General features: G+C 36.1%; 13 protein-coding genes. 1 reads left to right on the top strand and 12 read right to left on the bottom strand.

Annotated features, from left to right (window positions below; all coding sequences use genetic code 11):
* Positions 1-112: 112 nt before the first annotated feature.
* Entirely contained in the window at positions 113-997 is an 885-nt protein-coding gene (locus BM296_RS01355; protein WP_091900829.1) for a YihY/virulence factor BrkB family protein, read from the top strand.
* Here BM296_RS01355 and argH read toward each other — a convergent pair.
* The 12 genes from argH to BM296_RS01295 form a co-directional block, all read right to left on the bottom strand.
* Positions 994-2,271: an argininosuccinate lyase gene (gene argH / locus BM296_RS01350; RefSeq protein ID WP_027065960.1), complete on the bottom strand. Its 1,278-nt coding sequence runs from the start codon at positions 2,269-2,271 to the stop codon at positions 994-996. The two genes, BM296_RS01355 and argH, sit on opposite strands and share 4 nt — an antisense overlap.
* Positions 2,272-2,362: 91 nt before the next feature.
* Positions 2,363-3,427: a M20 family metallo-hydrolase gene (locus BM296_RS01345; protein WP_091900827.1), complete on the bottom strand. Its 1,065-nt coding sequence runs from the start codon at positions 3,425-3,427 to the stop codon at positions 2,363-2,365.
* Between the two features lies 1 nt (position 3,428).
* Positions 3,429-4,208, bottom strand: a complete 780-nt coding sequence (gene argB / locus BM296_RS01340; RefSeq protein ID WP_091900824.1) for an acetylglutamate kinase — start codon at positions 4,206-4,208, stop codon at positions 3,429-3,431.
* 1 nt (position 4,209) lies between these two features.
* Positions 4,210-4,962 (bottom strand): SDR family NAD(P)-dependent oxidoreductase, encoded by a 753-nt coding sequence (locus BM296_RS01335; protein WP_245786951.1) that lies wholly within the window; start codon positions 4,960-4,962, stop codon positions 4,210-4,212.
* 5 nt (positions 4,963-4,967) lie between these two features.
* Positions 4,968-5,906, bottom strand: coding sequence for a Rossmann-fold NAD(P)-binding domain-containing protein (locus tag BM296_RS01330; protein WP_091900820.1), 939 nt, complete (start codon positions 5,904-5,906; stop codon positions 4,968-4,970).
* Positions 5,903-6,670 carry a glutamate 5-kinase gene (proB, locus tag BM296_RS01325; RefSeq protein WP_091900819.1) on the bottom strand — a complete coding sequence of 256 codons (768 nt, stop codon included), beginning with the start codon at positions 6,668-6,670 and terminating at the stop codon, positions 5,903-5,905. The genes BM296_RS01330 and proB overlap by 4 nt, the downstream gene beginning before the upstream one ends.
* A 46-nt stretch (positions 6,671-6,716) precedes the next feature.
* A complete protein-coding gene (locus tag BM296_RS01320) occupies positions 6,717-7,913 on the bottom strand; it encodes a glutamate-5-semialdehyde dehydrogenase (protein WP_177214908.1) in 1,197 nt (398 codons plus the stop codon).
* Positions 7,910-9,034: an aspartate aminotransferase family protein gene (locus BM296_RS01315; protein ID WP_091900817.1), complete on the bottom strand. Its 1,125-nt coding sequence runs from the start codon at positions 9,032-9,034 to the stop codon at positions 7,910-7,912. Before BM296_RS01315 ends, BM296_RS01320 begins: the two co-directional genes overlap by 4 nt.
* Before the next feature lie 47 nt (positions 9,035-9,081).
* The gene (gene proC / locus BM296_RS01310) at positions 9,082-9,876 is read right to left on the bottom strand and encodes a pyrroline-5-carboxylate reductase (RefSeq protein ID WP_091900815.1); all 795 of its coding nucleotides are present in this window, start codon (positions 9,874-9,876) and stop codon (positions 9,082-9,084) included.
* A gap of 48 nt (positions 9,877-9,924) precedes the next feature.
* Positions 9,925-10,899, bottom strand: a complete 975-nt coding sequence (argC, locus tag BM296_RS01305; protein ID WP_091900813.1) for an N-acetyl-gamma-glutamyl-phosphate reductase — start codon at positions 10,897-10,899, stop codon at positions 9,925-9,927.
* A gap of 134 nt (positions 10,900-11,033) precedes the next feature.
* Positions 11,034-12,221 carry an argininosuccinate synthase gene (argG, locus tag BM296_RS01300; RefSeq protein ID WP_091900811.1) on the bottom strand — a complete coding sequence of 396 codons (1,188 nt, stop codon included), beginning with the start codon at positions 12,219-12,221 and terminating at the stop codon, positions 11,034-11,036.
* A 104-nt stretch (positions 12,222-12,325) separates the two neighbouring features.
* Complete coding sequence (locus BM296_RS01295) at positions 12,326-12,958, bottom strand: GNAT family N-acetyltransferase (RefSeq protein WP_073240609.1); 633 nt, start codon at positions 12,956-12,958, stop codon at positions 12,326-12,328.
* Positions 12,959-13,032: the final 74 nt, after the last annotated feature.

Raw genomic sequence — 13,032 nt, 5'->3', positions numbered from 1 at the left:
TATAGAAAATAGTCTTCTCATATAAGCAGTTGAGGTAGTATTTTGTCCGATAACATTAATGGCAAAAAACAACATAGCGTAGTTTTATTAATGCCATAAAAGGAGGATATTTATGAAGCGAAAAAATGGTCAAAATCAAATTTTAAAGTTCAGGTTACAACACCTACCCAAATTATTGGTTAACACCTATAATTCTTGGATGGAAAAAGAACCTTTTCAAATAAGTGCGGTTATAGCTTATTATGCAATTTTATCTTTACCAGGTCTACTTATTTTAATATTGGAACTGGTTGGTGGTATTTGGGGAAAGGAAATTGTGCGTGGAGAATTATTTGCTGAAATTTCGTCTGCAATGGGACCTGAAACTGCCCAGTCTATACAAGAAATGATTGCGGATAGAGGTAGTGAGAATACATCTATAGTAGCTACAATTTTGGGGGTAGGAGTATTAATTTATGGTGCTACTGGTGTTTTTTATCAATTACAAAACGCATTGAACGATATTTGGAAAGCGAAACCAAAGTACACTAATGAAATTTTATCTACGCTATTTATGCGTTTAAAAGGATTTGGGTTTATCCTTATTTTCGGATTTCTGCTTCTGATCAGTTTTGTGCTAACCTCATTTTTGTCGGCATTTTCTGCTGAACTATCTAGACTTTTGCCAGATGGAATGTTGGAGCTAGGTTTTGTGTTGGATATTGTTATTTCCTTAACCTTTATCTACCTATTATTTGGTGCAATGTTTAAATACTTGCCAAGTACCCATGTGCGGTGGAAAGCGGTTAAAGTTGGTGCCGCACTTACTGCATTTTTATTTTTAGTGGGTAAATATGCACTGGCATTTTACTTTGGTAAAGCAGAACCAGGTTCAACATATGGTGCAGCTGGCAGTATAATTTTGGTAATGCTATGGGTGTCCTATTCTAGTTTAATAGTAACATTTGGAGCACAGTTTACCAAAATATATTCAGATAAGTATGTAAAAGTGAGTTAAACCTTTTTCATCTTATCATGAATTTCCTTTAAACATAAATTACCTAAACTACCTTCATGGGTGTGATGAATATCTCTTTTAGGTGTAAACGTACCATCATTTATTTCTTGCCCCATTTTCTTGTAAGCATCTCTAAATGGCATGCCGTTCTGTACCAATTCATTTAAGGTATCTACACTAAATAAGTAGTCGTATTTTGGGTCGTCCAGAATGTTTTTATTCACTCTAATTTCTTTTAGACTAAACGTCAAAATCTCTAAACAAGCTTTCATATCTTGAATAGCCGGAACAATTATTTCTTTCACCAATTGCAAATCTCTATGGTAACCACTCGGAAGGTTATTGATGATTAAGGTTAATTGATTGGGTATAGATTGTAGCTTATTACATTTACCACGAACTAATTCAAATACATCTGGGTTCTTCTTATGTGGCATAATGCTAGAACCTGTAGTCAATTCATCTGGGAATGAAATAAAATCGAAGTTCTGACTCATGTAGAGGCAGATGTCCATTGCCATTTTAGATAGGGTAGCGGCAATGTTGGCAATACCGAAAGCGGTAGCCTTTTCAGCTTTTCCTCTACTCATTTGAGCGGCAACTACGTTATATTTTAAGGTACTAAAGCCCATTTCTTTGGTAGTGAATCTGCGGTCAATAGCAAATGAACTACCGTAACCTGCAGCACTTCCTAAAGGGTTTTGATCGGCAACTTTATATGCTGCTTCAATAAAATAAAGATCATCTATTAAACTTTCTGCATAAGCAGAAAACCAAAGTCCAAAAGAAGATGGCATAGCAATTTGTAAGTGGGTATAACCCGGCAACATTACATCTTTATGTTCTTGCGCTTTTACCAGAAGAAGGTTAAAAAGCGATTTGGTCATTGATTTTATTTCATCTAGTTCATCTTTTAGATAAAGATGCATTGCCACTAAAACTTGATCGTTTCTAGATCTTGCCGTATGTATTTTTTTACCTGTATCGCCTAAACTAAGGGTAAGCATGTATTCAATTTTTGAATGCATGTCCTCAAAAGATTTCTCTATAGAAAATGTACCCTTTTCAATTCTAGCTGCAATATGATTTAGCTCATTTACAAGTTCTTTGGTTTCTTTGGGAGTTATTAAACCAATTTCACCTAGCATTTTAGCGTGGGCTTTAGATGCAATTACATCATACTTTGCTAAATGCAAATCAAGTTCTCTATCATTTCCTACCGTAAAATGGTCTATTTTCTTATCGGTGCTAAATCCTTTATCCCAGAGTTTCATAAGTCAAGTTCAAGTTCAAGAGCAAATATCAATTTCATTAAATTGAAGATACTGTTAGCTCTTTATAATTTATTAATTGCTAGCTGAAAGCTTAGTGCAAAAATCCTTTTAATATTTTAATATACAAATCAATACCTTCTACAATTTCATCAACATAGATAAATTCATTGGCAGAATGAGAACGTGTGCTATCTCCTGGGCCTAATTTTAAAGATTGACAACTTAACGCTGCCTGATCAGAAAGAGTAGGTGAGCCATAAGTTGTTCTACCTAACGCAATGCCAGACTGCACTAACGGATGGTCTTTATTTATTTTCGATGAATTTAGACGCAAAGATCGTTCCTTTAATTCGCATGGAGCATCCTTCTTTAGCAAATCTGCAATTTCTTTATTGCTATAGGCATCGTTGACCCTTACATCAACTACTAAATCAACCTGTGCAGGTACTACGTTATGCTGCGTTCCAGCATTTATTTGGGTAACGGTCATTTTTACATCGCCCAAAGCTTCAGAGCTTTTCTCGAATTTATAATTTTTGAACCAATCTAATACTTTGATTGACTTATAAATAGCATTGTCCTCGTTGGGGTGCGCTGCATGTGATGGTGTGCCTTTTATTACGGCATCAAAAACTACAAGGCCCTTTTCGGCTATGGCAAGTTGCATTAAGGTAGGTTCACCAACAATTGCAACATCAATATGAGGCAATTTTGGCAATAATCCACGTAGGCTATTTTCCCCAGCATTTTCTTCTTCTGCAGAAGCTACCATTAAAATATTATGGTTGAGATTTTCAGAGTTGTAATATGTAACGAAAGTCGCCAATAGGGAAACTAAAGGTCCACCAGCATCATTACTACCTAACCCAAATAGTTTGCCATCTTCAATATGTGGTAGAAATGGGTCTTTGGTATATGCAGTATTTGGTTTTACAGTATCGTGATGAGAGTTTAAAAGTAATGTGGGTTTTGATTCGTCCCAATATTTATTCTTGGCGATGATATTGTTGAGGTCCCTATCTGTTGGGATATTGTATTTTCCCAACCAAGCCTGTATAGCATCTGCGGTTTTATCTTCCTCTTTGGAAAAAGATTCAATTGAAATCAATTCTTTCAATAATGCTATTGCACTTTCTGTAAGTTCTGTTTGGTTCATCTTATAATTTTAAGGTAGTGAACAGTTTTGTATTTTTATCTAGCATACTAACATCACCTAAGCAAACTTTTTCAACATTGTTATCTAATGCATGAAAGCAATTATGAAGTTTAGGTAGCATACCATCGGCTATAACACCTTTAGACAATAATTCCTTGTATTTGCTTGTATCAATGTTTTTAACCACGCTATTTTCATCTGTAATATCTAGTAAAACACCTTTTTTCTCAAAGCAATAATAGAGGGTGGTCTCAAAAACAGAAGCCATTCCAATTGCAATTTCAGAGGCAATAGTGTCGGCATTGGTGTTTAGTAATTGTCCGGCACCGTCATGAGAAAGCGCACAGAAAATAGGAGTAAGGTTTATAGATAGCAGGTTTTTTAATAATTCAGAACTAACACCGTCAATATCTCCAACAAAGCCGTAGTCAATTTGTTTTACAGGACGTTTATGAGCTTGTATGCTGTTACCGTCCGCACCACTTAAGCCAATGGCATTGATATTTTTAGATTGTAGTTGAGCTACAATTTTCTTATTGGCTAATCCCCCATAAACCATGGTAATAATATCTACCGTTTCGGCATCGGTAATACGTCTGCCATCAATCATTTTAGATTCAATTCCCAATTTGGTAGCTAATTGAGTAGCTAATTTTCCACCGCCATGTACTAATATTTTAAGTCCCTCTAGTCGAGAAAATGCAGAGAGAAAATTATCTAATGCTTTTTCATCTTCTATGACGTTTCCTCCAATTTTTACTACGGATAGTTTTTCTTTCATGTTAAGCATTTAAAATTCCGCCATCTATAGTCATTGCCGTGCCTGTAATCCAAGAAGCATCATCTGATACTAGAAATAAAGCAAGATTAGCGATTTCATTTGGTTTGCCCAGTCGTTTTAATAATGTTTTGTTCGCTGCATTCTCTACAGCTTTTTTGGGGTTGTCAAAAGCCTTTGCCGAATTCCAAAGTAGCGGAGTATCTACTGGTCCGGGGCATATTGCATTTACCCTGATTTCAGGACCATACTCGACGGCCATTTGGCGCATTAGTGCTAGTGCTCCGGCTTTGGAAGCACAATACGCAGGGTGGTTTGGAAAACTTTTATAAGCGGCTATAGAGGCATTTATTAAAATAGAAGAACCCTCGTTTTTTCGGAGTTCAGGTATTGCATATTTTGATAGATAGAAGATGGAAGACAAGTTGGTATCCATGGTGTTCTTCCATAACTCATCTGGTAAATCGGTTACACTGCCTATACCAAGTATTCCTGCATTCATGGAAACTATATCCAGTTTGCCAAAATGATGAATAGCTGCTTTGACCAATTGCTCGTTGTATTCAGGAATTCTGATATCGCCAGCTACAAAAACAGTATTTTCACCTAGTTCAGCAGATAAGGAATTACCTCGAGTTTCATCGCGACCAGATAAAATTACTTGGGCACCATTTGCGACAAATGAATTGGCTATGGCTTTACCCATTCCACTGGTTGCTCCTGTAATAATTGCTACTTTGTTCTCGAGTTTGTACACTGTTTTTATTTTAAATCTTCTAGTATTTTCTTTAAAACTAATTGTGCGGCATACGTTCTGTTATTGGCCTGCTCTATGACCAAAGATTGCTCACTATCTAAAACTTCATCTGCAACTACAACATTTCTACGTACTGGTAAACAGTGCATAAATTTTGCCTTGCCCAGTTTTTTTAAGGTCATTTCCCAATTCTTATCTTGAGATTTTATCTGGCCATAATCAGTATAACTGCTCCAGTTTTTTACATAAACAAAATCAGCATTTTCCAATGCTTTCTCTTGATCATATTCTATTTTAGAATCTTTGGTTATGTTAGGGTCAAGATCATATCCTTCAGGATGTGTAATAACAAATTCTGCATTTTGCTTCTGCATCATTTGAATAAATGAATTGGCAACTGCGTGTGGTAATGCTCGTGGGTGTGGTGCCCATGACAAAACTACTTTTGGGTTGTTCTTAAAGTTGTGCTCTTCTAAAGTAATGGCATCTGTAAGTGCCTGTAAAGGGTGACCAACAGAGCTCTCCATATTTACGATAGGCACAGATGCATATGTTTTAAAGCCGTTCAGTACTTCTTCTGTTTCATCTAATTCTTTGTCTTTTAAGCCTGCAAAAGCACGTATTGCAATGATGTCGCAATATTGAGAAATTACCTGCGCAGCTTCCTTTATATGTTCAGATGTACCTTGGTCCATAACAGTACCGTCGGCATATTCTAAAGCCCAACCTTCACTGCCAAAGTTCATAACAATAACTTCCATACCCAGATTCATAGCCGCTTTTTGAGTGCTTAAACGAGTACGTAGCGAGTTATTGAAAAATAGGAGTCCGATAGTTTTATCACTTCCCAAAGCTTTATGTTTCTTTGGTTGTTTTTTAAGCGATATAGCTTCTTTTACCCAAGTAGATAAAGAGTCAATATCATTTATAGAAAGGTAATTCATGATGCTTTAATTTTTGTAAATATGCTTTTGTTATCAATGGCGTCGGTAATGAAGTGATCTTTTAAACCATTTGTAATCCAAGTTTCAATACCTGCTTTTTGAGCGATGGTTGCTGCATCTATTTTAGATTGCATTCCGCCAGTGCCATGGGTAGATTTAGATTCCCCTATTTCTTTTAATAAAATGCTTAAATCTGATACGGATTCAATTGTTTTTGGTTTGGAAGTAGATAGTGATGATTTCGTATATATACCGTCAGTATTGGTGGCGATAATTAGAATGTCTGCGGATAAAAGAGAGGCTGTTAGTCCTGCTAATTTATCGTTGTCTCCAAACTTAATTTCATCTGTTGCTACCGTGTCATTTTCATTAATGATAGGGATGAAATTATTAGCGACAAGAACGTTGATTGTATTTTTAATATTCACTCTAGTTTGCTCTTTTTCAAAATCTGAATATGACAACAAACATTGAGATGTAAAAAGCCCAAGCTCCCTAAAATTCTCTTGAAAAATACGCATAAGGTGTGGCTGTCCAATAGAAGCCAATGCCTGTTTTACATTGATTTCTTCACCATTATGCTCCAGTTTCACAAATTGTTTTGCTGCGGCAATAGCCCCAGAACTCACAATAATGAATTCATATTGATCTTTTAAGGCTGCTATTTGCCTACCAATATCTTCGATTTTACCACGGGAGATATGATCAGTGTCTTTCGTTAAGGTATTGGAACCCAATTTCAATAAAATTCTCTTTTTCAACATGCTTGTTTCGTTTTCGTCAGGGTAATTATTTCTACCTAACTCCTAACTATCTAACTTGACCATTTCCTTTGACGTACCATTTATTGGTAACTAAGTGCTGTAAGCCAATTGGTCCGCGTTGGTGTAATTTATCGGTGCTGATTGCCAGTTCGCCACCTAATCCAAATTGTCCGCCATCAGTAAAACGGGTAGATGCATTATGATATACAGCCGCAGTATCTACAGATTGCATAAAAGTATCTGCCTCTTCTTCGTCTTTTGTGATAATGGCAGCTGAATGCCCGCCACCGTAGGTGTTGATAAGTTGTATGGCCTCATCGACATCGGGCACTTGTCCAATAACAATTTTATAATCTAGAAATTCTTCATACCACACGGACTCATTTTCCATTTGAGAAGTACCATCTAACCCAGCTAGTTTAGCATCGGTCAAAATGGACACATCATATTTTTTAAGCGTTTTAACCAAGTGATTTAAAAACTCCATTTTACGGGGTAAATCTCTAGAGATAATTACTTTGTCAACCGCGTTACATGCCGATATTTTTGTGGTCTTGGCATTGATGATTACATCTAAAGCCATTTGCAAATCTGCTTCATGAGAAACATATACAAAGTTGTTTCCACGGCCGCTAACAATTACAGGGCATTGCGCATGTTGCTTTACAAAAGCAATCAATCTTTCACCACCACGCGGTACAATTAAATCTAGTTTTTGAGCTGGTTTTTCTAGAAACTGCTGCGTTTCTGTTCTTGAATAATTCAAGTACGTAATCCAATCCTCAGAACAGTCACAAGATTCTAAAGCTTTATGCCACAAATTGACTAAAACCAAGTTCGAGTTCAACGATTCTTTCCCACCTTTTAATAAAATCTTGTTTCCAGATTTAAAAGCAATACCGGCAGCTTCAATAGTGACATCTGGTCTAGATTCATAAATGATCATGATAGTGCCGAACGGGGCTGTTTTATTACTAATTTCTAAACCATTGTCATGCGTAAATTGAAAACGTTCTACATGTAAAGGATCAGCTAGTGCAGCTAATTTTTTTAAGGAAGAAACCATTTCTCTAACCTTATCTTTATCCACCTTTAAACGGTCGATCATTGCAATGTCAGCAGATTCGAAAGAATTTAAATCTTTCTCATTTGCAGATATTAAAATAGATTCTTCTTGTTGAACCAATTCTGCCATGCGTTTTAGAACGGCATTCCTTTTTGCTAAGCTGAGCGTTTTTATCATGATAAAGCAGTCTTAAGAGCGGTGAAAAACACGTCTAAATCTTGTTTGGTAATATTCAATGCCGGTAATACTCTAAGTACCGTTTTATCTTTTGCACCACCGGTGAAAAGGTGATGCTCGTGAATCAATTTTTTACGTAGATCAGCTACTTGAAAATCAAATTCTAATCCTAGCATTAAACCTTTTCCTTTTACTCGTTTTACTTGCGGAATTTCTTTTGCCTTTTCATTGAAATAAATCCCGAGTTCTTCAGCATTTGCAATTAAGTTTTCTCCTTCAATGACATCTAAAACAGCTAATGTAGCTACACAAGCCAAATGATTACCACCAAAAGTGGTACCTAGCATTCCGTATTTTGCCTTAATATTCTCATGAATAAGAACGCCGCCAACAGGGAAGCCGTTACCCATACCTTTAGCGATACTAATGATATCAGGTTGTATATTATGATGCTGAAATCCAAAAAACTTACCACTTCTACCAAATCCCGATTGTACTTCATCAGCAATTAATAAAGCATCATTTTCTTTACATAGTGCTGCTACTTTCTGTAAAAATTCTGTGGTAGGTTCATCTAGTCCACCTACTCCTTGTATAGATTCTATAATTACGGCGCAGACATTCTTGGAAATTTCTCGTTCAAAACCTTTTATGTCATTCAGGTCAAGAAAAACTACTTCATGCTGTTGGTTAATTTCAGCATTTATAGAAGGATTATCCGTAACCGCCACGGCAGCAGAAGTACGCCCGTGAAATCCGTTGTTAAAAGCTATAATTTTAGATTTCCCTGTTGCAAAAGATGCCATTTTAAGTGCGTTTTCATTTGCCTCGGCGCCAGAGTTACACATAAAAAGGTTATAATCTTCACACTTAGAAATTACACCAAGTTTTTCTGCTAGTTCCTCTTGTAGCGGATTTTGAACAGCATTACTATAAAACCCTATTTTATCTAACTGGTCTTTTAAACGTTGCACATAATGTGGGTGCGTATGACCAATGGATATTACGGCATGCCCGCCGTAGAAATCTAAGTAGTCTTGACCTTTATCGTCGGTCACTACAATTCCTTTAGCGGAAATAGGGGTAACATTATATAATGGGTAAACGTCGAATAATTTCATAATTCAAAAAGATTCAAGTTCAAAAAAGAACTCATTTTATTGCTGTTTTACTTGGTTTTAAATTCGGTAATCTTATCATAAGAAGCAATAATGCCACGTATTAAAGACGCACTTAAACCTTGGTGTTCCATTTCGTTTAATCCGGTTATTGTACAGCCCATTGGCGTAGTAACACGGTCTATTTCTTCTTCTGGGTGATTGCCAGAGTCTATAAGTAAACTTGCGGCGCCATTACAGGTGTGCATGGCAAGTTCTTGTGCTTCTTTTGCATCAAACCCTAATTGTATGGCACCTTGGGTAGTTGCACGTATTAAACGCATCCAGAAAGCAATACCACTTGCACAAATAACCGTTGCGGCCTGCATTTGGTTTTCAGGTATTTCCATAGAATGACCCATTCTATTAAAAATAGCCTTTGTTAAGTCAATACGTTTTTTACCTTTTTCATTACTACAAATACAGGTCATTGATTTGCCTACAGAAATAGCGGTATTAGGCATACTTCTAACAATATAATTATCTTTACCGATAACTGCCTCTATTTTTTCGATTCCGAAACCGGTAATGGTAGAAATAATTACATGGTTTTCAGTTAACAGGTCTTTTATGCTTTCTAAAATTTCGGCAAAGTGAACAGGTTGCACGGCAAATATTAAGATGTCTGAATTTTGTACAGCCAAACGATTGTCGTTGGTAACCGTAACCTTATCAAATTTTTCAAAATCAGCAATAGATGTAGTATCCCTTTTAGTAAGGTACATACTAGTGGCACCATTACTTTTTAGAATTCCGTTTGCAATGGAAAGTCCTAAATTACCGGTACCTATAATAGCTATTTTCATGTTGTAATTAGTATTTAGTAATGAGTAAAGTACTGAGTGTAGCGGAAGTTAAAATACCCCTGCCTTTAAATTCAGTCCTAAATTTTCTTCTAGTCCTAAAATCAAATTCATATTTTGAACGGCTTGCCCAGATGCACCTTTTAATAGATTATCAATTGCTGAGGTCACCAGTAATAAATCATCGTGTTTATGCAAATGAATATGGCACTGATTCGTATTCACCACTTGTTTTAAGTTGATAGGCTCATCAGAAATTTGGGTAAAGACCGCATCCTTATAAAAATCTTGATACAATACTTTAGCTTCCGATAAATCCCCATCGAATTTGGTATACGAAGTCGCTAAAATTCCACGAGTGAAATTTCCTCTATTGGGCATAAAAAATAAGTTCCCAGTATTTTCTTGAAGCGAATGTAAACTCTCATTGATTTCTCCCAAATGCTGATGCGTAAAAGGTTTGTACCAGCTTACGTTATTGTTTCGCCATGAAAAATGAGAAGTGGCTGACGGACTAACGCCTGCACCTGTACTACCTGTTACGGCATTTATATGCACTTCATTTTCTAAGAGCTTTGCTTTTGCCAATGGAAGCAATGCCAATTGAATGGCTGTTGCAAAACAACCAGGGTTGGCTATGTATTTGGCATTTTCTATTTCGCTTTTATTTAATTCCGGTAATCCGTATACAAACTGTTTACCATCAAAATTAGCATCTGCAACTAGTCTAAAATCGTTACTTAAATCGATAATAATAGTATCTGTAGAAAAGCTGTGTTCCTTTAAAAAAGCCGTAGAGTTACCGTGGCCTAGGCACAGAAAAACAACATTGACATTCAGGTTTACATTTCCTGTAAATTCTAGATCTGTTATTCCTAATAAGTCTGGATGTGCTGTAGTAACCTTTTTACCTGCTCTGGTGGTACTGTAGACAAAATCTATTTCCGCGGCGGGGTGATTCAATAGAATTCGAATAAGTTCGCCACCCGTGTAACCAGATCCACCAATAATTCCTGCTTTAATCATAATTTTATTTTGTGAATGAGAAATCAGTATCAAGTACAAAGTATTAAGTACGAAGTACTTTGTTGATACTTTTAATTTTTTACTTAATACTTTGTACTCATTACTTAATACTACTTTTTCCTAAATCTTTACTCTTATTGATCCCCATTCACATGGTTGTAAATCTTTCCAGAATTAGATAGAATTTTTATAAAGCCTTTAGCATCATCTGCTGTCCAGCCTTTATTTACTTCGCCATATTTACCGAAAGCATCTGTCATTAAATCATGTTTAGATGAAATACCGTGCAGCCTAAACTGAAAAGGATATAAGCCAACATATACATCACCTGAAACGGTTTTTTGAGTGTCGGTCAAAAAGATCTCTATATTTCTCATTACCGCATCTAGGTAATTACCTTCATGCAATAACATACCGTAGAAATTACCTTGTTGCTCTTTTTGGTATTGTTGCCATTTAGTAAGCGTATGCTTCTCTAAAAGATGGTGCGCCTTTATGATAATTAATGAGGCGGGAGCTTCAAAACCAACTCTTCCTTTAGTACCAATAATAGTATCGCCAACATGAATATCTCTACCAATTGCATATTTAGATGCAAGAGCTTCAATTTTTTCAATGTTGTTTACCGGCGTATCTTTTTCTCCATTAACCGCTACTAATTCTCCTTTTTCAAAAGTTAAAGTAATATCTGTCGGATTTTTTTCTTGTAGCTGGCTTGGGTAAGCACTATCTGGTAATGCTTTGTCTGAAGTCAAAGTTTCTTCGCCACCTACCGATGTTCCCCATAAACCTCTATTGATAGAGTATTTGGCCTTTTCCCAAGGATAATCTACCCCATTTTCTTTTAAATAAGCAATCTCTTCTTCCCTTGCCAATTTGTTATCTCTAATAGGGGTGATAATTTCTATTTCAGGAGCAATGATTTGGAAAATCATATCGAAACGAACTTGATCGTTTCCTGCCCCTGTACTACCATGTGCGATATATTTAGCACCTACTTTTTTGGCGTAGTTTACAATTTCAATAGCCTGTACTATTCTCTCTGCACTAACAGAAAGAGGGTATGTATTGTTTTTTAGAACGTTTCCGAAAATAAGGTACTTAACTACCTTGTCATAAAACGTTTGTACGGCATCAATAGAGGTGTAAGAAGTAGCACCTAACTGAATAGCCTTTTTTTCTATTTCCTTTATTTCATCTGATGAAAAACCACCTGTGTTTACACTTACTGCATGAACTTCAAAGCCTTTGTCTTTTGATAAATGTTTTGCGCAATAAGATGTATCTAATCCGCCGCTGTATGCTAGTACTAATTTTTTCATTTTAATATTTTCAATCCCAGTATATCCGGGTAATTATATGATTCAATTTGAATAGAGAATAGCTATATTTTAAAATAGAAGCTCGTTCTTGTCTCTTTTCAGAATTATGATTTACTTTTTTCGACTTTCTTTTTAAGGAACAAACTCTCTTTAATACTTTTTAATCTTGTAAAAGCCTTACTGTTCACATGCTTTACTTCCTCAGTTTTTTTCTTAACATTACCATCATAGAGCATACCTGTGCATAAGCACATTTTTTGTTCTGTTCTGGTAAGGATATCGAAATTTTTGCAAGTTTGGCAACCTTTCCAAAACTCTGGATCATCTGTAAGCTCAGAAAAGGTAACAGGTTTGTAGCCAAGCTCGTAGTTAATTTTCATAACGGCTAAACCAGTGGTGATCCCAAATATTTTGGCATCAGGAAATTTTTCTCTGCTGAGTTCAAAAATTCTAGCTTTTATACTTTTTGCAAGTCCTTGACCCCTATAATCAGGGTGTACTATTAGTCCGGAATTGGCAACAAATTTCTCATGTCCCCAAACCTCTATATAGCAAAAGCCTGCAAATTTCTCTCCGTCCAACGCTAAAATAGCATTGCCGTTAGATAGTTTTCTCTGGATGTATTCTGGTGTACGTTTCGCAATACCTGTTCCGCGAACCTTAGCCGAATCTGCTATGGTATCGCAGATATCCTGAGCGTATTTAAAATGTGATTCGTTAGCAACAATTAAGTTCATTGCCAGTTAGATTTAAAAGTGTAAAAAAAGTTTTGATTTTCTGTGCGGAAATGGACTCACCTAATTCCATAATT

The organism is Maribacter stanieri (assembly GCF_900112245.1).
In the GTDB taxonomy this organism is placed as follows: Bacteria; Bacteroidota; Bacteroidia; order Flavobacteriales; family Flavobacteriaceae; genus Maribacter; species Maribacter stanieri.
This window is presented reverse-complemented; position numbering and strand designations above follow the sequence as displayed.